Raw genomic sequence first — 25,216 nt, forward strand, 5'->3', positions numbered from 1 at the left:
TTTTGTTTTGAGTAATGGGGTGTCGCGGGGCGGAAGGACGGGCACGCGGACGGAAAGTACGCGTAGGATACAACAAGGCGGAAAAGCGCGCTGTGGACGAGCACGCAAAAAACGGGCCGTAGCCCGTTGTTTTGCTGCGTCAGTGCCGTGCGCGCGGCTTACTTGCGGCCGCTGCCTTTGCCGCCGCCCAGCATGTCGAGCTGTTTCGATGGCGTGCCCTTGGGCGCTGCCTTGGCTGCCGGCTTGGCCGCTGGCGCAGCGGCGTGCTGCACGGCGGCCCTGGCCACGGTCTTGCCGGCGGTGCTGGCCGGCTTGGCGGCGGGTTTGCTCGAAGGAAATGACTTCGCGGCTGGCTTGGCGGGGGCTGGCGCGGCGGCTTTCGCTGGTGCCGCTGCGTGCTTGGCTGCTTCAGGCTTGGCTGCCGGTTTGGCCGCCGGCTTGGCTTCCACCGCTTTGGCGGCGGGCTTGTCGGCGACCTTCTCGGCCGCCTTGGCAGGTGCTGCTTCCGGTTTGGCTGCCGGGGCGGCGGCAGGTTTGGCTACTTCAGCAGGCTTGGCGGCAACGGGGGAAGGCGCCGCGGCCGGTGCTGGTGCTGGTGCAGGCGCAGCGGCAGGCGCGGGCGCCGCGACGGCCAGGACAGGTTTGGCTGCGGCAGGAGCCGGGGCCGTTGCGGCGGCTGGCGCGACCGCATCGAGGCGGGCCTTGGCCGAGGCCAGCAATTCCGCCTGCGTGCCCGAGGCGATGCCGAACAGCTGGCGGCTGTAGGCCAGCACGCTCTCGATGCTTGGCTGCGCCTGGCTGGTGCTGTAGCTGAAGAAGTCGCGCGGGTCCTGCGTAACGAGCAGGTGCTGCGCCGTTTCCGCCGTCTGCGAGATGGCGGCCTTGCCGGCGTTCAGGTTCAGGGCGATGATTTTTTCGGCGCTTTCAAAGACTTTGCTGGTCAGAAGGCTGAAGATTTGCAGCTGGCTTTCCAGTTGCGACTTGGCGGCGCTGGAAAATTGTTCAGGAAGCGGAAACATATTTACTCCTTTGTACGGATTAAAATGCTGGCAAAACGCTCTGCAAAATCCCGAAAACCAGAGTTGGCCGCGTTTTGTAAAGTGGGTAGCGTGCTGAATAGCTGATCATAGACTTTTTATGATGCAACGCAATATGAATATTCTAGCGGTGATTCGAGTTAGTTGAAAGTTATTTTCTCAAGGGCGTGCGCCGTATGTTTTGCGCTATTCATGCGCCTGGCGGCATTTGCGGGAAGTTTGCGCGCGCGCAAAGCGCTGCCAAGGAATCTATGGCTACGCTTTTGCCAGTGCCTTGTTTCTTGCACTGCAACATCCGCGAGAAATATGTAAATGATCATTCACTGAAACACCAGACACAGTCGTCAACCGAAGGAGTGTCCGCATGGACCTAGTCATCCGCAATGCCAGCCTGCCCGACGGGCGCCGCGCCATCGATATCGCCATCGAGGGCGGCCGCATCGCCGCCGTCGGCCCCGCCTTGCCCGTGACGGGCGTGCAAGAGATCGACGCCGCCGGCGACCTCGTCACGCCGCCCTTCGTCGACGCCCACTTCCACATGGACGCCACGCTCAGCTATGGCCTGCCGCGCGTCAACGCCTCCGGCACCCTGCTCGAAGGCATCGCCCTGTGGGGCGAGCTGAAACCGCAACTGACGCAGGACGCGCTGGTCGAACGCGCCCTGCAGTATTGCGACTGGGCCGTGGCGCGCGGCCTGCTGGCGATCCGCTCGCACGTGGATATCTGCGACCCGCGCCTGCTGGCCGTCGAAGCGCTGCTCGACGTCAAGCGGCAAGTGGCGCCGTATCTCGATTTGCAGCTGGTGGCCTTTCCGCAGGACGGCATCCTGCGCAGTCCCGGCGCCTTCGATAATCTAAAACGCGCGATCGCCATGGGCGTCGACGTGGTGGGCGGCATCCCGCATTTCGAGCGCACCATGGCCGACGGCGCGGAATCCGTGCGCCTGCTGTGCGAATTCGCCTGCGAGCGTGGCTTGATGGTCGACATGCATTGCGACGAATCGGACGACCCGCTGTCGCGCCACATCGAAACCCTGGCCTTCCACAGCCAGCGCTTGGGGCTGCAGGGCAGGGTGACGGGCTCGCACCTGACGTCCATGCATTCGATGGACAATTATTATGTGAGCAAACTGCTGCCCCTGATCCGCGAGGCGGGCGTGGCGGCCATCGCCAACCCCCTCATCAACATCACCCTGCAGGCGCGTCACGACACGTATCCGAAGCGGCGCGGCATGACGCGCGTGCCCGAGATGCTGGCCGCGGGCATTCCCGTCGCCTTCGGCCACGACTGCGTGATGGACCCGTGGTACAGCCTCGGTTCCGGCGACATGCTGGAAGTGGCGCACATGGGACTGCACGTGGCGCAGATGACGGGCCAGCAGGCGATGCACGAGTGTTTTTTGGCCGTGACGGAGACGCCGGCGCGCATCCTGGGCCTGGACGGCTACGGCATCGCGCCCGGCTGCCATGCGGACTTGCTGATCCTCGATTGCGGCTCCACGGTGGAAGCGCTGCGCCTGCGCGCGGCGCGGCGCCTGGTGCTGCGCCGCGGGAAAGTCGTCAGCGAGGCGCCGCGCGCGCAATCGCGCCTGCATCTGCCGGGGCGGCCCGAGAGTGTGAACTTCCGCCTGGGGCGCTGATACAATCGACCATCACTTGTTATCGGGAGCACCGCCTTGAAAGAAATTGATATCCGTCCGGCCAATGAAGGCGATTTCGACGCCATGTGGGCCATCTTCCAGGTCCTGGTGGCCGCTGGCGACACCTATACATTCCCCGCCGGGACCACGCGCGAAGAGTGCCACGCCTACTGGTTCGGTCCCGGCGTGCAAAGCTTCGTCGCCGTGATGGGCAGCGAGCGCCTGCTGGGCATGTACAAGCTGGTGGCGAACCAGCCGGGCCATGGATCGCACGTGGCCAATGCCTCGTTCATGGTCGATCCCGCCGCGCAAGGCGTGGGCGTGGGCCGCCTGATGGGCGTGCACTGCATGGAAGAGGCGCGCCGCGCGGGCTACCTGGCGATGCAGTTCAACTTCGTCGTCAGCACCAACCTGGCCGCCGTCACCCTGTGGAAAAAGCTGGGTTTCACGGTGGTCGCCACCCTGCCGCTGGCCTACCGCCATGCGCAGCTCGGCTATGTCGACGCCTATGTGATGTACCAGCTGCTGACCGACCCGATGCAGTGGCCGGCATGAGCGGCGCCATGACAGAGCCGATTACCGTCATCGAGACGCCCCGTCTGCGCCTGCGCACCGCCGCCCTGGACGATGCGGCCTTCTACATGGAGCTGGTCAACGACCCGTCGTGGATCGCCAATATCGGCCAGCGCAACATCGACACGCTGGAAGCGGCCCGCGCCGCGCTGGAGTCGGGACCGATGGCGCAGTTCCGCGATCATGGCTATTCGCTGTACATCGTCGAGCGCCGCAGCGACGGCGTGCCGGTGGGCATGGCCGGCCTGGTGCGCCGCGACAGCCTGCCCGGCCCCGATATCGGCTACGCCATGCGTCCCGCCTACTGGGGCCAGGGCTACGCCTGGGAGGCGACGGCGGCCATCGTGCGGCATGCGCAGCACGTGCTGCGCCTGCCCACCCTGTACGGCATCACGTCGCTGCAGAACCAGGCGTCGATCAATCTGCTCAACAAGCTGGGACTGCGCTTCGAGCGCTTTACGCGCCGCCAGCCCGATGGTAGGGATACGAATGTCTACCGCCGCGATTTTCGTCTGGATTGAATGGACAAGGCGTATCGTCAGGCTGAAAAATAGTATTTAAAATCTGGCCGCTTTTGTAGTGGTGGCGCGCGGGCTTTGTTTTTATAGTTGGCATACCGGTGGAAAACCGCCGGACTATAAAAACTGGAGACTCGTGATGAAAATCGTTACTGCTATTGCATGGGGCGGCGTCATGTCCGCCGCCTGTGCATCGATGCCGGCGGCATCGGCGCAAAGCTGCTCGGTGCCCGTCCTCAAGGTGCTGGCGCAAAAAAGCCTGGGCCTGACTGTGATGGAAAAGACCCTGGCCGAGTATGAAAAGAAAAACGGCACCAAGGTGCAGATCAGCTATTTCGGCGAAAACGATCGCCGCTCCAAGGCCAGGCTCGACGCTTCCACCAAGGCCGGCTCCTACCAGATCTATTACATCGACGAAGCCAACGTGGCCGAATTCGCCACGGCCGGCTGGGTCGTTCCCCTGCTCAAATACCTGCCCAAGGACGCCGACTACGACGACTTCCTGCCGGGCCGCCGCGCCGTCGCCTCGTACAAGGGCGTGGCGTATTTCGCGCCCCTGATCGGCGGCAGCGACTTCCTGTTCTACCGCCGCGACCTGCTGGAAAAGGCCGGCATCGCCGTGCCGAAGACGCTCGACGAACTGGTCGCCGCCGTGAAAAAACTCAACAACCCGCCGAACGTGTACGGCTGGGCGGCGCGGGGCCAGCGCGGCTCGGGCATGAATGTGTGGCGCTGGGCGCCGTTCATGCTGGCTGCCGGCGGCAAGTGGGAAAACAATGGCGTGCCGGCCTTCAATTCGCCGCAGGCCGTGAAAGCCACCACCCTGTACCGCGAACTGTTCAAGTATTCGCCGCCGGGCGGCGCCACCTACGACTGGAGCAATGCGCTCGAAGCATTCAGGTCGGGCAAGGTGGCCTTCATGATCGAATCGACGCCGTTCGCCGACTGGATGGAAGACCCGAAAAAATCCTCGGTGGTCGACAAGGTAGGCTATGTGCGCCCGCCATCGCCGCTGCCATCGGCCGCGTATGGCCACGGCCTGGCCATCTCCGCCACGGGCGCGAAGGATGAATGCACGCGCCAGGCGGCCGGCAAGTTCATCGCCTGGGCCACGGGCAAGGAGCAGGAACAGGCGCGCCTGAAGGACAACGTCTTCAGCGACTACAACCGCAGCAGCACCATCGCCAGCGAGTACTTCCGCAAGCACGTCAAGCCGCAGATCCAGGCGGGCCTGACGGACACCACGCCCGTCTCGCGCGTCACCATCTGGCCCAGCCCCGAGTGGCCGGACATCGGCGACAACCTGGGCGTAGTTTTGGAGGAGGTGTTTACGGGCACGCGCGGCGACGTGCAAAGCGCGCTCGATGAGGCCAACGAGTACGCGACGGAAGTGATGCAGCGGGCCAGCAAGCGTAAATAAGCCCATATCGCCAACGACTCCACCAGCTAAAACCAGGGGTCAGACCCGACGGGTCTGACCCCAGCTCTTGCTTTTGGGGTAACGCCAGCGCTTGTCCGTTCTCGTTTGAAAGCTATGACCATGCCGCATACCATCCGCAAGAAACGCCACACCTGGCTGCCGGCCGTGTTCCTGACGCTGCCGCTGCTGGTCCTGCTGGTACTGGGCCTGGTGCCCAGCATCGCCGCCATCAACCTGGCCCTGCAAAACCGCGTGCTGCGCTACAGCGACAGCGACTACGTCGGCTTCGCCAATTTCATCCGCCTGTTCGGCGACCGCCGCTTCCTCAATGCCGTGCAGGTATCGGCCATCTGGGAAGTGGTCACCGTGGCCGGCTCGCTGCTCGTCGGCGTGCTGCTGGCCGTGTTCCTGTTCGAGAAAGTCAAGGGACGCACGCGCGATCTTCTCGCGCTGCTGCTGATCGTGCCCGTGCTGCTGCCGCGCGTGTCGGCCGCCTTCATCTGGAAGTTCATGTATTCGCCGCTGATGGGCATCCTCAACTGGCTGCTCGAATGCGTGGGCCTGGGCGGCACGGCCTTGCTGTCCGACCCGGCCACGGCCCTGTACGCGGTGGCGCTGGTCGATATCTGGCAGTGGGGCCTGTTCTTCGGCGCCGTCATCCTGAAGCTGCTGGAAACCCTGCCAGCCGAACCGCTGGAAGCGGCGCGCCTCGATTACGCCAGCACGCTCCAGGTGTATGCCTACATCGCGCTGCCGATGCTGAAGGTACCGATCATGAGCCTCGTGTTCATCAAGATGGTCGAGTCGCTGCGCTCGTTCGACCTGATCTACGTGATGACCAAGGGCGGCCCCGGCATCTCCACCGAAACGCTGGACATGTATGCGTACGCGCAAGGCATCGGCCTGATGGGCAAGGTGTCGTACGCATCGAGCATGGCCGTGCTGATGATGCTGGCCACGACTGTTATTTTCACTTTACTCTGGAAGCGGGTCGCCAAATGGGAAAACTGACTTTGACGCGCGGCGTTGGCGCCGTCACCACCACCGCCATCACCACCGTGATTATCCTGGTGGCGCTGTTTCCCATCCTGTGGGCCGTGCTCAATTCCTTCAAGGAGCTGATGGACATCGTCACGCCCGTGCCGCGCTTTTTCTTCAGCCCGACCCTGGCCAACTACCAGCAGGTGCTGGCCAGCCCCGAGGTACTCACGGGACTGGGCAACAGCGTGGCCATCGTCGGCGTGGCCGTGCTTGCCGGCGCCGTGCTCGGTGTGCCGGCCGCGTATGCGATTGCCCGCTATCCGATTCCGGCGAAGAAGGATATCCAGTTCTTCCTGCTGTCCCTGCGCTTTTTGCCGCCCGTGGCCGTCGCCATTCCGCTGATCTCGATCTGGATCGACCTGGGCCTGTACGACTCGCGCCTGTCGATGGTGGTGACGTATCTGCTGGTGACCCTGTCGACCATCATCTGGCTGTCGATTCCCGCGTTTGCCCGCATCCCGAAGGAGATCGAGGAAGCGGCCGCGCTCGACGGCTACGGTCCTTACCAGGTGTTCTGGCACGTGGCCCTGCCGGTGGCGTCGAAGACCCTGATGGGCGGCATCGTCTTCAGCTTCGTGCTGGTCTGGAATGAACTGATGATCGCGCTGGCGCTCACCTCGTCGAAAAGCATGACCCTGCCCGTGGTGGCGTCGGCGTTTACCTCGATGGGCCAGGAAGTGCCATGGGGCGTGGTGAACGCTTCCACCGTGCTGCTGGCGCTGCCGCCGCTGCTGTTCGTCGGCATCCTGGGACGGCTGCTCAACTCCATGCTCAAACATAAATAAGGAATTCATCATGCAAGCACTCGTACTGGAACAGGCGGAAAAAATCACCTTGCGCGACATCGACATGCCGCTCGTCGTCGGCCCGCGCGACGTGAAGATCAAGATTCATACTGTCGGCATCTGCGGCAGCGACGTGCATTACTTCAAACATGGCAAGATCGGCCCCTTCGCCGTCGAAGCGCCGATGGTGCTCGGCCACGAAGCGTCCGGCGTGGTGGCGGAAGTAGGGGGAGAGGTGACGCATTTGAAAGCGGGCGACCGCGTCTGCATGGAGCCGGGTGTGCCGCAGTTCGATTCGCCGGCCACCATGCGCGGCCTGTACAACCTGGACCCGGCCGTGCGCTTCTGGGCCACGCCGCCCATCCACGGTTGCCTCACGCCGTACGTCGTGCATCCTGCCGCATTCACCTTCAGGCTGCCCGACAACGTCAGCTTCGGCGAAGGCGCCATCGTCGAGCCGCTGGCCATCGGCCTGCAGGCGGCCAAGAAGGCGGCCATCAAGCCGGGCGACGTGGCGGTGGTCATCGGTGCCGGCACCATTGGCGCGATGACTGCGCTGGCGGCGCTGGCGGGCGGCTGCTCGCGCGTGATCCTGGCCGACCTGGTGCCGGAAAAGCTGGCCCTGTTCGCCGATAACGCGGCCGTGACCACGGTCGACGTGCGCCAGGCCAGCCTGGCCGACACGGTGCGCGTGCTGACGGATGGCTGGGGCGCCGACATCGTCTTCGAGGCCAGCGGCAGCATGCGCGCCTACGAGCACATCGTCGACTTGCTGTGCCCGAACGGCTGCCTGGTGCTGGTCGGCATGCCGCCGGATAAGGTGCCTTTCGATATCGTCGCCATCCAGGCCAAGGAAGTGCGCATCGAGTCGGTGTTCCGCTACGCGAACATCTTCCCGCGCGCCATCGCCTTGCTCGCCTCGGGCAAGATCGACGTGAAACCCTTCATTTCGCGCACCTTCGGCTTTGCCGACGGCGTGCAGGCGTTCGAGGAAGCGGCCCAGGGCCATCCGCGCGACGTCAAGATACAAATCGAACTGGCAGGAGACTGATCATGGCAAATATCGCCTGCAGGCAGCTGCACAAGACCTATGACCAGAAGACGGCCGTGCTGCAGCCGTTCGACCTGGAGATCGCCGACGGCGAATTCATCGTCCTGCTGGGGCCTTCGGGCTGCGGCAAGTCGACCCTGCTGCGCATGATCGCGGGCCTGGAAGACATCAGCGGCGGCGAGCTGCACATCGGCGGCGCCATCGTCAACGATTTGCCGCCCCGCGCGCGCAACGTGGCGATGGTGTTCCAGAACTACGCGCTGTATCCGCACATGACGGTGTACGACAATATCGCCTTCGGCCTGCGCCGCCTGAAGGTGCCGAACGACGAGATCGAGCGCCGCGTGCGCGAGGTGGCGGCCATCCTCAGCCTGGACAGCCTGCTGGAGCGCAAGCCGCGCGCCATGTCGGGCGGCCAGCAGCAGCGCACGGCCATCGCGCGCGCCATGATCAAGACGCCGCAGGTGTTCCTGTTCGACGAACCGCTGTCAAACCTGGATGCCAAGCTGCGCGCGCAGCTGCGCGCCGACATCAAGCGATTGCACCGGCGTCTGCGCACCACCACCCTGTACGTCACGCACGACCAGCTCGAGGCCATGACTCTGGCCGACAGGGTGGTGCTGATGAAGGGCGGGCATATCGAGCAGATCGGCACGCCGGCGGAACTGTACAACCATCCGCGCACCCTGTTCGCGGCTGGCTTCATCGGCACGCCGGCCATGAACTTCATCGATGGCGTCGTCGAAAAAGACGGCGGGCAAACGCTGCTCGTGTGCGCCGGCTACCGCTGGCCATTGACGTCGCCCCGCTTCGCAGCGCTGCAGGCGGGTGCGCGCGTGGTCTTCGGCCTGCGCCCGAACCACTTGCGCGCGGCGCAAGCGCAGGCACAAACGCAGCAGCCGTCAGGTACGCATGGCCTGGCGTGCGTGATCGACCTGGTCGAGCTGCTGGGGGCCGAAGCGCTGATCAGCTTCCAGTGCGGCGCCTTGAGCCTGTCGGCCCTGCTGCCGGCGAATGCGGCCAACAGCGCGGCGCAGGTGGGGCAGACCCTGGCGCTGGCCTTCGACGAGGAGCACATGCACCTGTTCGACGCCGACAGCGGGCTGGCCGTGGCGGTCGGTACTCAGGTAAGTGGTTAGAATAGCTGGCAACGAGACCGCGCAAGGGAACTGCCGTGACGCCTGACCTGGAACTGATCCACAAACCGATCCACGAATCGTTTCGCGCGTGGGCGCACGGCTTTCCGCACACCGTGGCGAAATGGCATTTTCATCCCGAGTACGAACTGCACTTCATCATCACATCGAACGGCAAATTTTTTATCGGCGACCATATCGGCAGTTACGGGGCGGGCAATCTGATCCTGACAGGGCCGAACCTGCCGCATAACTGGGTCAGCGAACTGCCGGAAGGCGTGGTCCTGCCCGAGCGCGATTTGGTGCTGCAGTTTTCCAGCGATTTCATCGAACGTTGCGCGCTGCTGTTCCCGGAAATGGCGCCCCTGAAAAGCCTGCTGGGCGAGGCCGCCAGGGGCTTGCAATTTCCCGATGCGCTGGGCCTGCGCCTGGTGCCGCTGATGAAGGAATTGACGACGGCGCAGGGCTTGCGCCGGGTCGAACTGTTTACGCGTTTGTTCGGCGAGCTGTGCGAGTGCCGCGAGCGGCGGCCCCTGGCCAGCGTGACCTATCTGGCGCAGGCGGGCCGCTACATGTCGTCGACCATCAACCTGGTGCTCGCCTACATCAAGCAGAACATCACGCTCGATTTTTGCGAGCAGGACGTGGCCGACGTGGCGGAGATGAACACCTTGAAATTCACGCGCTTTTTTCGCAAGCATACGGGCACCTCGTTCATTCAATACGTGAACCAGGAGCGCATCGCGCTGGCCTGCGAGCTGCTGATGAACACGGACATGAAGGTCACCGATATCTGCTACCGCACGGGCTTCAACAACCTTTCCAATTTCAACCGCCAGTTTTTGGCGCACAAGCAGATGTCGCCGTCCAAGTTCCGCTCCTGCCTGCTGATGAACATGCCCGAGCCGTCCGGCGACGGCCATTCTTAACTCTCTTTTGGAATCAAATGACTTATCTCGGTATCGATATCGGCACTTCCGAAGTCAAGGCCATCCTCACCGATGACGCGCAGACCATCCTTGCCAGCAGCGGCGTGACCCTGCGCGTCTCCAGCCCCCATCCCGGCTGGTCGGAACAGAATCCCGAAGACTGGTGGCATGCCACGCTGGACGTGATCGCCGCCATCCGCGCCGCGCAGCCGGTGGCGTTTTCCGGCTTGCGCGGCATCGCCCTGTCGGGCCAGATGCATGGCGCCACCTTGCTCGACAAGCAGCAGCACGTGCTGCGCGCGGCCATGCTGTGGAACGACACGCGCGCCTTTGCCGAATGCGTGGAACTCGAGGCGCTGGTGCCCGAGTCGCGCGCCATCACGGGCAACCAGGCCATGCCCGGTTTCACGGCGCCCAAGCTGCTGTGGCTGCAAAAGTACGAGCCATCGCTGTTCCGCGCCACGGCCAAGGTCCTGCTGCCCAAGGATTACGTGGCCCTGCGCCTGACGGGCGAGTATGTGTCCGACATGTCCGACGCTTCCGGCACCCTGTGGCTGGACGTGGCCAAACGCGACTGGTCCGAACGCATGCTGGCCGCCACGGGCCTCACGCGCGAGCACATGCCGCGCCTGGTCGAAGGCAGCCATGCCGCCGCGCAGGTGCGCCCCTCGCTGTGCCAGGAATGGGGCATTGCGCACGCGGTCGTGCTGGCCGGCGGCGCGGGCGACAACGCCGCGGCGGCTGTCGGCCTGGGCGTGGTGGAGCCGGGTGCCGGCCTGCTGTCGCTGGGGACTTCGGGCGTGCTGTTCGCCGGCAGCGACGGCTTCGCGCCTAATCCGGGCCAGGGCGTGCACGCGTTCTGCCATTGCCTGCCCGAGCGCTGGCACCAGATGAGCGTGATCCTCAGCGCCGCGTCCAGCCTCAGTTGGGTGGCGCGGCTGACGCAGTCGAACGACATCGGCGAATTGGTGACGCTGGCGGAAAACGTCGAGGCGCGCACGGCCCCCGTCTTCCTGCCGTATTTGAGCGGTGAGCGCACGCCGCACAACGACGCTTCCGCGCGCGGCGTGTTTTTCGGATTGTCGACGGAACACGGGCGCGCGGAACTGGCCTACAGCGTGATGGAAGGCGTGGCCTTTGCCATGGCCGACGGCAATGCGGCCCTGCGCAGCGCCGGCACGCATCTGAAGGAAGTGTCGTTCGTCGGCGGCGGCTCGCGCAGCCGCTTCTGGGCCCAGCTGTGCGCAAATGCCTCGGGCTTGCACGTGCTGCGCCACGATCACGGCGTGGCCGGCGGCACCCTGGGCGCGGCGCGCCTGGCGCAGATGGCGGCGACGGGCTTGCCGCCTGCGCAAGTGTGCACGCGCCCGGCCGTGCAGGAAACGGTGGCGCCGCAGGCCTCCGGTGTGCTGGACGAACGTCTGGCGCGCTACCGGCGTTTGTATCCGCTGTTGCGCGAAGAATTCGCGGGGGCGGCGGCGGCAACGCGCTGACGGGGCCGGCAAGATTGCCGGCCCGGCCATGCTGCGTCGGCGGGAATATGGCCAGACAGTCAATCTTCCCGTGTAATTTGTTGTTTCTATGTTGAAAGTGTTTCTCTAGCGAAAGCGCCGCTTGGTTTTTCGCGGGGCGGGCCGCATGATTTCCCTGTTTGGTGGGAATTGGATAGATTTGGCGACGCCTTTGTTGCCATCCTGTTCTTGCCGCCGGGAGAAACATATGCAACTCGCGAATCTGAAAATCTCCGTCCGCCTGGGTCTGCTGGGCGCCTTCTTCTTTCTTGCGCTGGTGTTCGTCGGCGCACGCGGCTGGAGCGCGCTCGACGCGGCCAGCGCGCGCAGCAACGAAGCCATGCAGCGCTCCGTGGCACTGACGGAAGCCGTCGACGCGGCGCGCAGCGCGCAGGTGGAATTCAAGATCCAGGTGCAGGAATGGAAAAACATCCTGCTGCGCGGCGGCGACGCGGCCGCCTTCCAGCGCTACCGCGAAGCGTTCGTCGCCAGCGGCGCGCAGACGCGCAAGGAATTGAAAGGCCTGCAGGCCATGATGGAGGCATTGAAACTCGATACCGCGCCCGTCGAGCGTGCGCTGCAGGCGCACGATGCGCTGGGCGTGAGCTACCTGGCGGCGCTGCAAAAATTTGACGGCGCGCGCGCCGACAGCGCCCAGACGGTCGATGCGCTGGTCAAGGGCATGGACCGCGAACCGACGCGGCAGATCGACGCCATCGTCGCGGCCATCGGCAAGCAGTCGCACGGCCTGATGGCGCAAATGAAGGAGCAGGATGACGCCGCGCACCGCAGCGCCAGCATCGCCATGCTCGTCACCGTGCTGGTGACCCTGGTCGTCGGCAGCGTCACCGTGTGGTGGCTGATCCGCAGCATCACGGTGCCGCTGGGCGCGGCCGTCGGCATCGCCCAGCAAGTGGCGGCCGGCGACCTGCGCGCCGTGGTGGCCGGCGGCAGCCGCGATGAAATCGGCGACCTGTTGCGTGCGCTGAAAGCGATGAGCGGCAATCTGGCCGCCATCGTCGGCAGGGTGCGCGTCGGCACGGACGCCATCGCCCTGGCGTCCGGTGAAATTGCCAGCGGCAATATGGACCTGTCGTCGCGCACGGAAGAACAAGCCAGTTCGCTGGAAGAAACGGCCGCCTCGATGATCGAGCTGACCACCACCGTGCGGCAGAATAACGACAACGCCGACCAGGCGCGCCAGCTGGCCGGCGGCGCGTCCGACGTGGCGCAGCGCGGCGGCGCGGCCGTGGCGCAGGTGGTGCAGACCATGAACCATATCAATGCCTCTTCGAAGCGCATCGTCGACATCATCGGCGTCATCGACGGCATCGCTTTCCAGACGAATATCCTGGCCCTGAATGCGGCTGTGGAAGCGGCGCGCGCGGGCGAGCAGGGACGCGGCTTCGCCGTCGTGGCCAGCGAAGTGCGCAGCCTGGCGCACCGCTCGGCCGCGGCGGCCATGGAAATCAAGCAGCTGATCGGCGAATCCGTGCGCACGGTGGAAGAGGGCAGCGTGCTGGCCGGCCAGGCCGGGCGCACAATGGATGAGGTGGTGAGCAGCGTGCAGCGCGTGAACGCCATCATCGGCGAGATCGCCGTGGCCAGCGTGGAACAGCGCGACGGCATCGAGCAGATCAGCATCGCCATCAGCCAGATGGATGGCGTGACGCAGCAGAACGCGGCCCTGGTGGAGCAGGCCGCCGCCGCCGCGGACGCGCTGCAGCAGCAGGCGGCCAGCCTGGCCGACGCCGTCAGCATCTTCAAGCTGCACGGCACGCCCGGCGTGGGCGCATCGGCCGGCGCCGCCCTGGCGCGAAAGCTGTCGCTGGCCTGAAGCCGGCGTGCCCTGCGCCGCTTGATGCCAGTCAAGCGGCACCCGATCAGGCAAATATCGCGCCAAAATTCTTATACTATTTCCTTTCAGCATGTATCTGCGCCCGGCCGCATGGCGCGCGTTGCAAAGGAAAACCATGTTCCCTACGTTCCGCCTGCCGGGTGACGCATGACGGCGCTGCTGCTGGCGCTGTGCCTGACCCTGACCATGGTGCTCGCCGTGCTGCTGGCCTGCCAGTGGCGCGCGGCGCGCACGTGGCGCATGCGCCATGCGACCGGCGCGGTGCTGCAGGCGGCGCAGGCGCGGCGCATGGCGGAGGCGCTGGCGCTGCTGCACGCCTTGCCGGCGGCCGTCATCGGCACCGACCACGACGGCGTGGTGCAGTATCTGAATCCCCGCGCCAGCGCCATGGGCGGGCTGTTGGGCGACGCTGGCCTGGGCCAGCCCGTGACCGGGCTGCTGCCGCTGTTCCATGACGGCACGCCCATCGATGCGGCGCGCCAGGTGCGCGACTGCGTGGCGCGGCAGGAGGTGCTGGAAGTGGCGCGCGGCGCCGTGCTGCTGCGCCATCTCGACGGCAAGCGCATCGACGTGCAGTACAGCTGCGCGCCGCTGGCGCAGGGCGGCGCGGTGCTGCTGCTGCACGATGTGTCGGCCCGCAGGCGCGCCGAGCAGCAGCTGGAATTCATCGCCCACCACGATGGCTTGACGGGACTGCCGAACCGCCTGCATTTCCAGATCCGCTTCGAGCACGGCATCGCCTACGCGCGCCGCCACCAGGGTTTGCTGGCCGTGCTGTTTGTCGACATCGACCGTTTTAAATCCATCAACGACAGCCTGGGGCACGACGTGGGCGACCAGGTGCTGACGGAGTTCGCGCGCCGGGTGCAGCAGTGCGTGCGCAAGGTCGATACGGTGGCGCGCCAGGGCGGCGACGAATTCATCATCCTGCTGACGGAACTGCGCACGGCGCACGATGCCGAACGGGTGGCCGAAAAGATCGTCGCCGCCATCGCCGCGCCCTTCGTCATCGGCGAGTACAGCCTGTCGGTGGCGGCCAGCGTGGGCGTGGCCCTGTATCCGGACGACGACGACGACGTCAATGCGCTGATCGAAAAGGCCGACCTGGCCATGTATGCGGCCAAGCGCCACGCACCCGGTACTTGCCAGCGCTATGCGCCGCGCATGCAGACGCAGTCGTATTCGCGCACCATCCTCGAGACGGCCCTGCGCCACGCGCTCGAACGCGATGAATTCGCCCTGTTCTACCAGCCGCGCATGGACTTGAAGACGCGCAGGATCACGGGCGTGAAGGCATTGCTGCGCTGGAAGCACCCGGAACTGGGCTTGATGATGCCGCTCGACTTCTTGCCGGTGCTGGAGGAAAGCGCCTTGATCCTGCCGGTGGGCGCCTGGGTGCTGGCCACGGCCGTGGAGCAGGCGCGCGGCTGGATTGCGCAGGGGCAGATGCTGACGGTGTCCGTCAGCCTGTCGGCGCGCCAGTTCTACCAGCGCGATATCGCGCGCAATTTCGCCGCCGCGCTGCAGGCGGCCGGCGTGCCGGGCCATTGCATCGAACTGGAAATCGCCGCCGGCATCCTGATCGACAGCAACCAGAACTGCGAGCTGATACTGCGCCAGTTCCGCCAGCTGGGCATGGCGATTGCCATCAGCGATTTCGGCACGGGCGACGCTTCGCTCACTTACCTGAAACGCTTTCCCACGGATGCCGTGAAGATCGAAAAGTGTTTCATCGACGACCTGGACAAGCCGGGCGGCGATGGCGCCATGGTGCGCGCCATCGTGGCGATGGCGCGCACGCTCGGACTGCGCACCATCGCCGGCGGCGTGGAAAGCGGCGAGCAGCTGGAACTGCTGGCCGAGATGGGCTGCGACGAGGCGTTCGGCTATTTTCTCGGCCGCGCCATGGCGCCCGAAGGCATCGAGGCGCTGCTCAAGTCGCCTAGCCCGGCCTGACGGACAGCGCCGCCAGCAGCACGGCGGCCAGCACGGCCGCGCCGCCGATGACGCGCGCCAGGCGCATGGCCTGGCGCGGCGCATACGGCAGCAGCCAGATCAGCAGCAAGCCGCAGCCCGTCAGGCTGCCGACCCAGTAGACGAGGCCATAGCCGCCGCCGGCGATGTGCATGGCCCAGGCCAGGCCGGCCGCCAGCGCCAGCCAGCCCGTCCACTGCAGGCGGCGGCGCAGCGGGGCGGGCGGTTCGGCGCCGCGCCCGTGCAGGTCGGCGTAGTGGCGGTCCATGGCCAGGCACAGCGAAGACAGGCCCGCGTAGCACAGCGCGAAGACGAGGAAATTGGCTAACAGTTCCATCAAGCGGCCTCCATCGTCGTCGGCGCCGGCTTGGCCGGTGCTGGTTTGGAGGCTTTCACGGGCAGCGGTTTCAATTTGAACGCCGCATACGCGAGGCCCAGGCCCAGCACCAGCACCACCAGGTCGAAGGCGGCCACCGCCACGGGGCCGCGCCCCAGGAACAGGGTCACGCCCAGGTGCGAATGGGTGGTGAAGACGTTCAGCACGGGCAGCGCCGCGAGCAGGAAGGCGCCGGCGGCCAGCTGCATGCGCCACATGGCACGCGACGGGCGCAGCTGGGCGATGATGGCGGCCAGGGCCCAGGCGCCGAAGAAGCAGGCGATTTCCTCTTTCGAGCGCTCCTCCATCGCCGCCGGCAGCAGGCGGTTGGCCCAGAAGTAGGCTCCGAAGGCGATCGGGATGCCGGCGATGGCGCCGATGTTGAGCGCTTCGACCAGGCGCAGGCCGAAGCTGGCGCGCTTGCCGGCGGCCAGCGCCTTGGCCTGCTTCTGGCGCGTCTTGACGGCCCACAGCAGGGCGCCCGTGGCGACCATGGCGCAGCCGGCCAGGCCGGAGAGGAAGAACAGGGCGCGCAGCAGCGGTCCGCCGAAATGCGCGACGTGCAGGCCGACCATCACGCCTTGCGTGGCGGCCGCGCCAGGCTGCGCCTCGCCATCGCTTGACAGCAGTTTGCCGGACACGCCATCGAATTCCATCGATGGCTGCTTCGACGACATGTCGCGTCCGCCGGCGCGCGTCAGCGTGATGGTGGCGTTGGCGTCGCCCGGATGGTTGACGGAGATGCGCTCGACCTTGCCGCCCCACTGCTGTTCCGCCTGGCGCACGAGGGGCGCGAGCGGCGTCAGCGGCGCGGTCACGCCGGCCGGCTTGCTGTCGCCCGAGCGGCCCGGGAAGGCTTCGGCGAAGAAGGCGTCCTGGTCGCCCTTGTAGGCGGCCGTGACGCCGGACGGCATGTACAGGAACATCAGGGTGACCAGGCCCGTGTAGGTGATCATGATGTGGTAGGGCAGGGCCAGCACGGCCGTCACGTTATGCGCGTCGAGCCATGAGCGCTGGCCCTTTTTCGGCCGGAAGGTGAACAGGTCCTTGAAGATGCGCTTGTGCGTGACGATGCCGCTGATGATGGAGACGAACATGAACATGGCGCAGAAACCCACGATCCAGCGGCCCCAGATGGCCGACATGTAGTGCAGGTCGAAATGCAGGCGGTAGAGGAATTCGCCGCCGCGCGTCTCGCGCGGCTTCGATAGCACCTGGCCCGTGGCCGGGTCGGCTTTTTCGCTATGAAAATTGCCGCGCCGTCCGCGTTTCTTTTCGCCCGGTTGCGACGGCTTGCTCCAGCCCAGCTGCGTGGCGGGGCTGCGCTCGCCGGGCAAGCTGATGAACCAGCGCGTGGCGCCTTCGGCCCGCTCTTCCATCGCCTGCTGCGCGACCTTGGCCGCTTCCTCGGTGCTCACTTCGCTGGCGGCGGCGCCGTGCAGCTCGGGCTGCATCCACAAGGTGATTTCATTGCGGTAGTAGCTGGCCGTGCCGGCGCAAAACACCAGCAGCAGGATCCAGCAGACGAGCAGGCCGGACCAGGTGTGCAGCCATGCCATCGACTGGCGGAAACCTTCTTTCATGCGAGACTCCAGGATAGTGCGCCCATTGACTGCAGGATGGCGGCGATGACGGCGGCCGGAATCAGGAGACCCAGCCACGCGCGCAGGGCGCTGCGCGTGGCGAAGACCCACATCACGGCGCAGGTGTAGATGGCAAACGACAGCAGGGTGGCCGTCATGACGGCTTCGGAACGGGCCATGGGCAGGCTCACCGACAGCAGCATGGTGACCAGTGCGGCCAGCACGTAGCCGCCAGCGATGGCGGCCACGCTGCGCGACGCCACGCCGAGGCGGTACATGACCCCGGCGGAGAGCCGCAGGCGCGGCATTTTAATGATGGCAGGCGCTTGCATGGTCAGTCGTGATCCTTGCTCGGCGGCTGGGCCGGGCCGGCCGGCAGCGGCGTGGCGCCGTGCGGCTGCACCAGGCTCAGGGTGGTCACGAACATGGCCTTGTCATACGCTTGCGCGCCGCGCTGTCCTGCCGTCTTGTCCGTGTGCTGCACTTCCAGCACATACGTGCCTTGCCAGGGCAGCGCGAAGCTGACCAGGCCTTGCGCATCGCTCCACGCTTCCTTGCCCCAGCCCGACTGCACCACGGCGTTGACCTTGGCCTGCGCCAGCGGCTTGCCCTGGTAGCTGACCTGGAACTGGCCCGGCGTGCCGGTCGGCACCAGGTCCAGGGTCAGCGCGGGTGCTTGCGCCTTGCCGTCGGCGATCAGGCGCGCGGCCGGCACCCACACGGTGCGCGTGGTCTTGCCCTCCTTTTTCTCTTCCCACGACGGGTAGGCGTTTTCCTCGACGATGATGCTTTCGCCGGCGCCCACCTTGCCATTGAGGAGGAAGGCGCCCGCCGTCTTGCTCGCCTGCAGCGGCTGCGCGCCCTTGGCCGACAGCCACGTCACGTTCTTGATGCTGAACTTGTCCAGCAGGCCGGGCGACGCTTCGCGCAGGTTGTCGCCGAATTCGCCGAAGTACACGCTGGCCGCCTTGCCGTCCTGCTGCAGCCAGATCTGGTGCGCGCTGGCGCTGCCGCAGGCGAGGGCCGCGCCCAGCAGGGCGGTGGCGAGGGCGCCGGGGCGCGCGATGGAAGCGATGTGCATGGTGTATCCCTTATCTTGCTTATCTTGTTATGTGAGTGGAAAAAGCGGCCGGCGGTGCATCAGTACTGGTAGCGCAGGTTCAGCGCCACGTTGCGCGGCTCGCCGTAATAGCCGCCGTTATAGAAGCCCACGCGGCGGAAATACGTCTTGTCGAACAGGTTGTTGACGTTCAGGCTGGCCGACAGTTTCGGGCTGATCTGGTAGCGCGCCATCAGGTTGGCCAGCACGTAGCTGCCCTGGCTGACGCGGATCTTGCTCTTGTTCGGCAGGGTGGCCATCGTCCAGATCTCGCTCTGCCAGTTCAAGCCGCCGCCGATGGTGAGATTTTGCAGCTCGCCCGGCAGGCGGTAGGTGGTCGAGACGCGCAGCATGTTGGTCGGCTGGATGGTGTTGGTCACCACGCCCTTGCCCGTCTTCGAGCTGCTGTGCGTGTAGCCTGCGAACAGCTGCCAGCCGCGCAAGGGGCTGCCCGACACTTCCGCTTCGTAACCTTTGCTTTTCGTGCCCTTGCCCGTCGATATATACGGACGGCTGCCGTCCGGCAGCACGAAGGTCGGCGGCACCGACTTGTCTTCCTCGCCCAGATTGTCCTGCTTGGCCTCATACACGGCGAACGAGGCATTGACGGCGCCGTCGAGGAATTCGCTCTTCACGCCCGCTTCCACGTTGCTGCCCGTGATCGGGTCGAGGAAGGCGTTGTTCTTGTCCTTCAGGTTTTGCGGCTTGAACAGGTCGGTATAGCTGGCGTACAGCGACGTGCTCTTGCTCACGTCGAGCACCAGGCCCGCATACGGCGTGACGACGTCGTCTGTTTTATACGCGGAGCTGCGCTTCACAAAACGGCCTTGGGTGTCGTAACGGTCGTTATACGTTTCCCACTTCGACACGCGCGCGCCGGCCAGCACCTTGACGCTGTCGGCGACGTTGATGCGCGTGGCGATGAAGGCGCCCGACTGTTTCGTGGTGGCGACGTCGCGCGCGCCCGTGCGCGTGAGCGCCGGCTCGGGCACGTCGCCCGTCCAGTTGCGGAAGTCGGGGATGGTGGTGGCGAACGGCAGCGGATCGGGCAGCAAGGTTTCATTCGTCGTGCCCTTTCGCTTCCAGCCGTTCACGCCCAGCACCAGGTCGTGCCGGCGGCCGAACAGGGGGAAGCTGCCATTGGCCGACAGGTCGAAATTGTCCTGCTTTTCCTCGTAGGGGAAGGCGCCGCTCCAGACTTCCAGGCCGCTGCCGTCGCGTTTCGGATAGCCGCTGCCGCCGTAGAACAGCTTGCCGTTCGAGGAGCTGTCGAGGCGCCCGTAGGCGGCCTTGAGCTTCCAGTCGCTGGCGAAGCGGTGCTCGAGGTAGACGTACTTGTTCTGGAACTCGCGTTCCCAGCTGCTCCACTTGGCCGCCATATTGAACGAGCGGGGCATGTTGGCCGGCGTGCCGTCCGCGAAGAACAGGGGCGTGGTGCCCCAGCTCGTGCCTTTCGGCGTGTTCTTTTGATAGTCGATGCCGGCCGTGAGCAACGTTGCCGGCGTCAGATCCGCCTCGACGATGACGGCGCCCGCCAGCTTGCGTTCCTTGTACAGGTCCATGTAGGAATGGCGGTTCTGGCCGGCCACCACGACTCTTCCGCGGATGCTGCCGTCCGCATTCAGCGGTGCGCTGATGTCGCCTTCGAGCCGGACCTTGCGCCAGGAACCGACGGTCAGGCCGGCCGAGGCGGAAAATTCCTTGCCGGGACGCTTGTGCAGCATGTTGATGGTGGCCGACGGGTCGCCATTGCCGCTGACCAGGCCCGTGGCGCCGCGCACGATTTCGATGCGGTCATAGATGGCCGTGTCGAACAGCGCATTCGACCCGGAATTGACGGCCACGCCGTCGATCTGATAATTGCCGATGGAAAAGCCGCGCGCGGAAAAACTCGTGCGTTCGCTGTCGTTTTCCTGCACCGTCACGCCCGTCGACTGCACCAGCACCTCGGCCAGGCTGTTCAAGCCCATGTCGTCCATGCGCTGGCGCGTCACCACGGAAATCGATTGCGGCGTTTCGCGCATCGACAGGCCCATGCGCGTGGCCGTGGCCATTTCCCTTGTCGTGTAGGAACCCGTGTGCTCCGTCGATGCCTTGTCTTGCTGGGCTTGCACCTTGATTTCGCTCAGGGTGGCTTCCTCCGGCTTGGCGCTCGTATCGGCGGCCAGGGCCGTGCCTGCGCCCAGGGCCGCCGCCAGCAATGCCGCCTGCACGGCGGCGGCCAGCGGACGCAGGGCGGTATTGCCAACGGTTGGGGAAAACGGGCCGGCCACCATGCCGGCCAGCGAAACTGCTCGCGCCATGAAACATCCTTCTTCTCGCATGCCCGCCGTCGGACGGCGGGCGTTTTTGGTAGGGGAGGCTTGCTTGGCGGTGTGGCCTGGCTGGCGCAGCGTGTCATCCAGCCATATGGCAGTCAGGCGACTGCGTGCAGACTCTGGCGAGTCTAAATGTGAATGAGAACTATTCTTATTATAGTGCGGGGTTGTGAGACATGCAAGAGTGCGATGTTGTAAACGCGCACGGCCGCCCGGTACTGGGGGCGGCCGTGGCGCGCGATGCTGGCTGCGCGGGCGCTTACAGCGCCGGCGTGTAGCGCACGGTGAGGATGATGTTGCGCGGTTCGCCGAAGTAGTTACCACGGCGCAATTCACCCGTGGCGGCCCAGTAGGTCTTGTCCGTTACATTGGCGATGCTGAGGCTGGCGCTCCAGTGGCGGTTGAAAATATACGCGGCGCGCGCGTCCCACACCGCGCGTCCGCCATTGCGGAAACGCACGTCGGGATTGTCATCGGCCCGGTAGACATAACCGCTTTGCGCCGAGACGCCGCCGCCCACCGTCCAGTGGTTCCAGGCGCCGGGCAGGCGGTAGCTGGTCGATACGCGCAGCATGTGCTTGGGCGTGACGGTGGGCGGCGTTTCGTCGCCTTCGCCGCGCGCGATATTGTAGGTGTAGCCGGACGACAGCTGCCAGCCCGGCAGCACTTCGCCGCTGGCGTCCGCGTCGATGCCCGTGCTGCGGATGGGGCGGCCATTGCGGTAGCAGCTGCCCGTCACGTCCCACTTCAGGCAATCGTCGTTGCTGGCCTCGTCGTACACGGCCGTGTCGCGCTTGTCGATGCGGAAAGCGGCCAGCGCCACGTTCAGGCGGCCGTCGTACAGCTCGCCCTTCACGCCCGCTTCATAGGTGTCGCCGACGACGGGTTTCAACGGTTGTCCGCCCAGCGTGTAGTACAGGCTCTGCGGCTGGAAGATGCTGGCGTAGCTGCCGTACACGGACCAGCGCTTGTCGAGGTCGAGGACCAGGCCCGCGTACGGCGTGAATTCGCGGCTTTCCTTGTAACGGCTGACGGGGTCGGTCTCCAGCTTGCCCGTGGTCTGCTTGTCGAACCAGCTCAGGCGGCCGCCCAGCAGCAGATGCAGGTCAGGCCGCAGTTCCCAGCGCGTGCTGGCGTAGGCGCCGTAGTGCTGCTCGTTCAGGTGCGGCAGCGAGTCCCAGGTCGGATGCGGGGGACGGGCAAGCAGCGTATTGTTCGGATGGAAGACGTCGAAGGGCAGGCCGGGCGAGGTCGAGGCCGCATGATCGTCGGTGACGGCGCGCGAGGCATTCATGCCCAGCAGTACCTCATGCCTGCCGCCCCAGGCCTGGAAGCTGCCGCCCACGTTGGCGTCCAGGCCCGTGGTGACGATATCCTGCTTGCGGTAGTTGACCGAGTACAGGCGCGCCCCTTGCTGCGTGGCGGGGGCTATGCTGCCGCGCACGATGGCCGCCTGCTGGTCGAAGGCCCCATACGTGCGGTTGAGGGCAACTTTGGCCTTCCAGTCGCCGCCAAAACGGTGTTCGAGGTCGGCGAACAGTTCACCGATGGTGGCGTCGTGGCGGTTCCAGTCCTGCGCCAGCGACGTCGAGCGCCGCACGGGCAAGGTCGCGCCGTCGCTGTAGCGGGGCAGGCCGAACAGCCAGTAGCCGTCCGTCACCGTGTGCTGGCGGCGCGCGCCGGCGCGCACGGTGGTGGCGGCGTCGAGGTCCGCCTCGACGATGCCGTAGAACAGGGGCATGCGGCTGTGCGCCGCGTCATAGAAGTAATCGCGGTCTTCATAGGCCACCAGCGCGCGCCCGCGCACGGTACCGGCCGCGTTCAGCGGCGCGCCTGCGTCGAGTTCGATGCGGCGCTGGTTCCAGCTGCCCGCGGTGGCCGTCACGTCCGCATGGGCTTCGGCGCGCGGGCGCTTGCGCACCAGGTTGGCCACGCCGCCCGGCGTGCCGGCGCCGACGATCAGGCCGGCCGAACCGCGCAGGATTTCGACGCGGTCATACACGGCCATGTCGGGGATCAGCCAGCCCGTGGCATTGTCGGAAATGCCGGGCATGCCATCGATCAGGTAAGACAGGGCATTGCCGCGCGACAGGAATTCATGCGAGCCGAAGCTGCGGTTCATGCGCGTCAGGCCCGTGCTTTGCTCCAGCACCTGGTCCAGGGTGAACAGGTTCTTGTCATCCATCTGCTGGCGCGTGACCACCGACACCGATTGCGGCGTGTCGCGCAGCGCGCGTTCCGCGCCCGCCAGGGTCACGGCGCGCGTCGTGTAGGCGCCCGTGCCTTCGCTGGTGGCCGTGCGCTCGCCATTGGCCGTCACGGTGATTTCCGACAGGGTCGCCGTTTCGCCCGTGGCCTTGGGCGCCGCCTTGATGATGACCGCATTGCCGTCGATCGAAGCCTGCAGCCCGCTGCCGGCCAGCAGACGATCGAGGCCGTCGCGCACGCTGAGCCTGGCGTTGATGGCGGGCGCCGTCTTGCCGGCCACCAGGTCGGGCGAAAACAGCAGTTGCAGATTGGCTTGCCGCGCCAGTTCATTCAGGGCTTGCCCCAGCGGCTGGGCGGCGATGGACAGTTTGACGGTGGGCAAAGTTTGCGCCTGTGCGGCGCTGAGCGTGCCCAGGGCCAGCATGGCGGCCAAGGCGAGGGGGGCAGGTTGCAGATTGAAGCGGGGGGACCACATGCGGCATTCTCCAGGTTACTTGTTGTCGATACACCTGGTAGACGCGGCAGTGGATAAAATCCTCACCTGCGAATGCGACTTATTTTCATTTATTTTGTTGCAGATGCATGGCGGGCGCCTGCGCAGGCATTGTTGCCGCCATGCGGATCTCGCTGGCAGTGCCGCTGTGCACGAGCTGCACGGGCAGCAGCTGGGGCAGGGCGGCGGCAAAGCGGTCGAGCTGGGTCAGGCTGAAGCTGCCGCCGATGCGCAGGCGCGCCACGGCCGGATCGCGCACGAGCAGGCCCGTGTCGCCATAGCGCTCGAACTCGGCCAGCGCCGCGCCCAGCGGCACGTTGTCGAAGGTGATCCTGCCGTCGCGCCAAGGCGCCACGCTGCCGGGCGCCAGGCTGGCGACGGCCGACAGGCGGCCGCCGGCATCGCTGCTGACGCCCTGGCCGACCGTCAGGTCGACTTGCTCTTGCCGCGCGCCCGCCACGCGCACGTGGCCATGCTGCACGGCCACGCGCAGCTGGCCGTCCTGGGCCAGGGTGTTGCGCACGGCAAACTGTGTACCCACCACCGTCACCGTCAAGGGGCCGCTGAGCACGTCGAACGGCTGCCCTTGCTTTGATTGCACCTGGAACAGCGCTTCGCCCTGCGCCAGGCGCACTTCGCGCCGCTGGCGGTACACGGTGACGTGCAGCTGCGTGGCCGTGTCGAGCTGCAGCTTGCTGCCGTCGGGCAGGGCGACGGCCAGGCGCTGGCCCCGCGCCGTGGCATACGACTGGCTGAACGTGGGTTGCTGCCACCACTGGTAGCCGCCCGCGCCCACGCCGAGCAGCAGCATGGCGGCGGCCGCATACGGCAAGGCGCGCAGCCAGTGCCGGCGGGGAGCGGACACTGGCGCAGGGGAAGCCTGGGGCACCGCCCAGCGCGCGGCGACGTGCGCGGGAATCCGGCGCACGGCGCGGTGCGTGTCTTTGAGCTGCGCATACTCCTGGGCGTGACGCGCATCGGCCGCCAGCCAGGCGGCAAACTCGGCTTGTTGCTGTGCATCGAGGTTGCCGCGCCGGCCAAACCAGCTTGCAGCGGCCAACGCCACACCGTCCTGCGTGGGGGCAAAGTCGGCGTACTCGCGCAAGTCCGCCTCGTCCTGGGCGGAGGGGCCGAAATCATGGCGGGGCGGGCGGGCGGTCATGGGCGCCATTATGTGGCTTCCCGCAAGGAATGCAACTGCAGCAACTGCGCCCGGCAACTGAGCATGCCGCGCGCGATATGTTTTTCCACCATGCTCACGGAAATGCCCATGCGCGCGGCGATCTGCGCGTGCGGCAATTCCTCGAAGACGTGCAGCACGAAGGCGTCGCGGCAGCGCGGCGGCAGGGCGTCGATGGCGGCCACGCAGGCTTGCCAGTCCTGGCTGCTTTCGAGCGCCTGGTCCGGCTGCAAATGCAGCGGTCCTGCCGGATGCGCCGCTTCCGGCAGGGCGTCAAGTTCCTCGTGCTGGCGCAGGGCGGCGCGGCGGTGCTGGTCGATCATCAGGTTGCGCGCCGTGCGGTACAGCAGCGCGCGCGGTTCGCGCACGGCCTGTTCGCCCAGCACGCGCGCATAGCTTTCCTGCACCAGGTCCAAGGCAGCCTCGCGGTTGCGCAAGCTGCGCCAGCAAAAGTTCAACAGTTCTTGGTAATAGCGTGCAACCACGG

The 25,216-nt window shown here is 66.0% G+C and carries 21 protein-coding genes; 12 read left to right on the forward strand and 9 right to left on the reverse strand.

Annotation, left to right across the window (positions count from 1 at the left end):
- Positions 1-158: 158 nt before the first annotated feature.
- The gene (gene phaP / locus OX462_RS05520) at positions 159-1,019 is read right to left on the reverse strand and encodes a TIGR01841 family phasin (protein ID WP_409027956.1); all 861 of its coding nucleotides are present in this window, start codon (positions 1,017-1,019) and stop codon (positions 159-161) included.
- Between the two features lie 382 nt (positions 1,020-1,401).
- Between phaP and OX462_RS05525 the strand changes: the two genes are divergently transcribed.
- The 12 genes from OX462_RS05525 to OX462_RS05580 all read left to right on the forward strand — a co-directional run bounded on the left by OX462_RS05525 (position 1,402) and on the right by OX462_RS05580 (position 15,454).
- A complete protein-coding gene (locus OX462_RS05525; protein ID WP_409027957.1) occupies positions 1,402-2,676 on the forward strand; it encodes an amidohydrolase family protein in 1,275 nt (424 codons plus the stop codon).
- Positions 2,677-2,712: 36 nt separating this feature from the next.
- The gene (locus tag OX462_RS05530) at positions 2,713-3,231 is read left to right on the forward strand and encodes a GNAT family N-acetyltransferase (protein WP_409027958.1); all 519 of its coding nucleotides are present in this window, start codon (positions 2,713-2,715) and stop codon (positions 3,229-3,231) included.
- Between the two features lie 8 nt (positions 3,232-3,239).
- On the forward strand, positions 3,240-3,770 hold the full coding sequence (locus tag OX462_RS05535; RefSeq protein WP_409027959.1) for a GNAT family N-acetyltransferase: 531 nt from the start codon (positions 3,240-3,242) through the stop codon (positions 3,768-3,770).
- Between the two features lie 172 nt (positions 3,771-3,942).
- On the forward strand, positions 3,943-5,187 hold the full coding sequence (locus OX462_RS05540) for an ABC transporter substrate-binding protein (protein ID WP_409028730.1): 1,245 nt from the start codon (positions 3,943-3,945) through the stop codon (positions 5,185-5,187).
- A 120-nt stretch (positions 5,188-5,307) separates the two neighbouring features.
- Positions 5,308-6,198: a carbohydrate ABC transporter permease gene (locus OX462_RS05545; protein ID WP_070289259.1), complete on the forward strand. Its 891-nt coding sequence runs from the start codon at positions 5,308-5,310 to the stop codon at positions 6,196-6,198.
- Entirely contained in the window at positions 6,186-7,013 is an 828-nt protein-coding gene (locus OX462_RS05550; protein WP_409027960.1) for a carbohydrate ABC transporter permease, read from the forward strand. Before OX462_RS05545 ends, OX462_RS05550 begins: the two co-directional genes overlap by 13 nt.
- Before the next feature lie 10 nt (positions 7,014-7,023).
- A complete protein-coding gene (locus OX462_RS05555) occupies positions 7,024-8,064 on the forward strand; it encodes an NAD(P)-dependent alcohol dehydrogenase (RefSeq protein WP_409027961.1) in 1,041 nt (346 codons plus the stop codon).
- Between the two features lie 2 nt (positions 8,065-8,066).
- On the forward strand, positions 8,067-9,203 hold the full coding sequence (locus OX462_RS05560) for an ABC transporter ATP-binding protein (RefSeq protein WP_083287619.1): 1,137 nt from the start codon (positions 8,067-8,069) through the stop codon (positions 9,201-9,203).
- Positions 9,204-9,238: 35 nt separating this feature from the next.
- Positions 9,239-10,129: an AraC family transcriptional regulator gene (locus OX462_RS05565; protein ID WP_070289188.1), complete on the forward strand. Its 891-nt coding sequence runs from the start codon at positions 9,239-9,241 to the stop codon at positions 10,127-10,129.
- A gap of 17 nt (positions 10,130-10,146) precedes the next feature.
- Positions 10,147-11,622, forward strand: coding sequence for a xylulokinase (gene xylB, locus OX462_RS05570; RefSeq protein WP_409027962.1), 1,476 nt, complete (start codon positions 10,147-10,149; stop codon positions 11,620-11,622).
- A gap of 226 nt (positions 11,623-11,848) precedes the next feature.
- A complete protein-coding gene (locus OX462_RS05575; RefSeq protein WP_409027963.1) occupies positions 11,849-13,477 on the forward strand; it encodes a methyl-accepting chemotaxis protein in 1,629 nt (542 codons plus the stop codon).
- Positions 13,478-13,645: 168 nt separating this feature from the next.
- Positions 13,646-15,454, forward strand: coding sequence for a putative bifunctional diguanylate cyclase/phosphodiesterase (locus OX462_RS05580; RefSeq protein ID WP_409027964.1), 1,809 nt, complete (start codon positions 13,646-13,648; stop codon positions 15,452-15,454).
- Here the strand turns inward: OX462_RS05580 and OX462_RS05585 are convergent.
- The 8 genes from OX462_RS05585 to OX462_RS05620 form a co-directional block, all read right to left on the reverse strand.
- Positions 15,441-15,809, reverse strand: a complete 369-nt coding sequence (locus tag OX462_RS05585; protein ID WP_070221888.1) for a DUF3325 domain-containing protein — start codon at positions 15,807-15,809, stop codon at positions 15,441-15,443. The two genes, OX462_RS05580 and OX462_RS05585, sit on opposite strands and share 14 nt — an antisense overlap.
- Complete coding sequence (locus OX462_RS05590) at positions 15,809-17,431, reverse strand: PepSY-associated TM helix domain-containing protein (protein ID WP_409027965.1); 1,623 nt, start codon at positions 17,429-17,431, stop codon at positions 15,809-15,811. Before OX462_RS05590 ends, OX462_RS05585 begins: the two co-directional genes overlap by 1 nt.
- On the reverse strand, positions 17,428-17,763 hold the full coding sequence (locus tag OX462_RS05595; RefSeq protein ID WP_409027966.1) for a DUF3649 domain-containing protein: 336 nt from the start codon (positions 17,761-17,763) through the stop codon (positions 17,428-17,430). The genes OX462_RS05590 and OX462_RS05595 overlap by 4 nt, the downstream gene beginning before the upstream one ends.
- Positions 17,764-17,765: 2 nt before the next feature.
- Positions 17,766-18,512: a DUF4198 domain-containing protein gene (locus tag OX462_RS05600; protein ID WP_409027967.1), complete on the reverse strand. Its 747-nt coding sequence runs from the start codon at positions 18,510-18,512 to the stop codon at positions 17,766-17,768.
- 59 nt (positions 18,513-18,571) lie between these two features.
- Positions 18,572-20,833 carry a TonB-dependent siderophore receptor gene (locus tag OX462_RS05605; protein WP_409027968.1) on the reverse strand — a complete coding sequence of 754 codons (2,262 nt, stop codon included), beginning with the start codon at positions 20,831-20,833 and terminating at the stop codon, positions 18,572-18,574.
- A 274-nt stretch (positions 20,834-21,107) separates the two neighbouring features.
- Positions 21,108-23,531 (reverse strand): TonB-dependent siderophore receptor, encoded by a 2,424-nt coding sequence (locus tag OX462_RS05610; protein WP_409027969.1) that lies wholly within the window; start codon positions 23,529-23,531, stop codon positions 21,108-21,110.
- A gap of 85 nt (positions 23,532-23,616) precedes the next feature.
- The gene (locus tag OX462_RS05615) at positions 23,617-24,711 is read right to left on the reverse strand and encodes a FecR family protein (RefSeq protein ID WP_409027970.1); all 1,095 of its coding nucleotides are present in this window, start codon (positions 24,709-24,711) and stop codon (positions 23,617-23,619) included.
- Positions 24,712-24,719: 8 nt separating this feature from the next.
- On the reverse strand, positions 24,720-25,214 hold the full coding sequence (locus tag OX462_RS05620) for a sigma-70 family RNA polymerase sigma factor (protein WP_176741193.1): 495 nt from the start codon (positions 25,212-25,214) through the stop codon (positions 24,720-24,722).
- Positions 25,215-25,216 lie beyond the last annotated feature (2 nt).

Source organism: Janthinobacterium aestuarii, assembly GCF_046113285.1.
Classification (GTDB): Bacteria; Pseudomonadota; Gammaproteobacteria; order Burkholderiales; family Burkholderiaceae_D; genus Janthinobacterium.

What these genes read in the sequence shown, in the direction of transcription:
- phaP (WP_409027956.1), bottom strand. Translation starts at nt 1,019, where the DNA reads ATGTTTCCGCTTCCTGAACAATTTTCCAGCGCCGCCAAGTCGCAACTG.
- OX462_RS05525 (WP_409027957.1), top strand. Translation starts at nt 1,402, where the DNA reads ATGGACCTAGTCATCCGCAATGCCAGCCTGCCCGACGGGCGCCGCGCC.
- OX462_RS05535 (WP_409027959.1), top strand. Translation starts at nt 3,240, where the DNA reads ATGACAGAGCCGATTACCGTCATCGAGACGCCCCGTCTGCGCCTGCGC.
- OX462_RS05540 (WP_409028730.1), top strand. Translation starts at nt 3,943, where the DNA reads ATGTCCGCCGCCTGTGCATCGATGCCGGCGGCATCGGCGCAAAGCTGC.
- OX462_RS05545 (WP_070289259.1), top strand. Translation starts at nt 5,308, where the DNA reads ATGCCGCATACCATCCGCAAGAAACGCCACACCTGGCTGCCGGCCGTG.
- OX462_RS05550 (WP_409027960.1), top strand. Translation starts at nt 6,186, where the DNA reads ATGGGAAAACTGACTTTGACGCGCGGCGTTGGCGCCGTCACCACCACC.
- OX462_RS05555 (WP_409027961.1), top strand. Translation starts at nt 7,024, where the DNA reads ATGCAAGCACTCGTACTGGAACAGGCGGAAAAAATCACCTTGCGCGAC.
- OX462_RS05560 (WP_083287619.1), top strand. Translation starts at nt 8,067, where the DNA reads ATGGCAAATATCGCCTGCAGGCAGCTGCACAAGACCTATGACCAGAAG.
- xylB (WP_409027962.1), top strand. Translation starts at nt 10,147, where the DNA reads ATGACTTATCTCGGTATCGATATCGGCACTTCCGAAGTCAAGGCCATC.
- OX462_RS05575 (WP_409027963.1), top strand. Translation starts at nt 11,849, where the DNA reads ATGCAACTCGCGAATCTGAAAATCTCCGTCCGCCTGGGTCTGCTGGGC.
- OX462_RS05580 (WP_409027964.1), top strand. Translation starts at nt 13,646, where the DNA reads ATGACGGCGCTGCTGCTGGCGCTGTGCCTGACCCTGACCATGGTGCTC.
- OX462_RS05585 (WP_070221888.1), bottom strand. Translation starts at nt 15,809, where the DNA reads ATGGAACTGTTAGCCAATTTCCTCGTCTTCGCGCTGTGCTACGCGGGC.
- OX462_RS05590 (WP_409027965.1), bottom strand. Translation starts at nt 17,431, where the DNA reads ATGAAAGAAGGTTTCCGCCAGTCGATGGCATGGCTGCACACCTGGTCC.
- OX462_RS05595 (WP_409027966.1), bottom strand. Translation starts at nt 17,763, where the DNA reads ATGCAAGCGCCTGCCATCATTAAAATGCCGCGCCTGCGGCTCTCCGCC.
- OX462_RS05600 (WP_409027967.1), bottom strand. Translation starts at nt 18,512, where the DNA reads ATGCACATCGCTTCCATCGCGCGCCCCGGCGCCCTCGCCACCGCCCTG.
- OX462_RS05605 (WP_409027968.1), bottom strand. Translation starts at nt 20,833, where the DNA reads ATGGCGCGAGCAGTTTCGCTGGCCGGCATGGTGGCCGGCCCGTTTTCC.
- OX462_RS05610 (WP_409027969.1), bottom strand. Translation starts at nt 23,531, where the DNA reads ATGTGGTCCCCCCGCTTCAATCTGCAACCTGCCCCCCTCGCCTTGGCC.
- OX462_RS05615 (WP_409027970.1), bottom strand. Translation starts at nt 24,711, where the DNA reads ATGACCGCCCGCCCGCCCCGCCATGATTTCGGCCCCTCCGCCCAGGAC.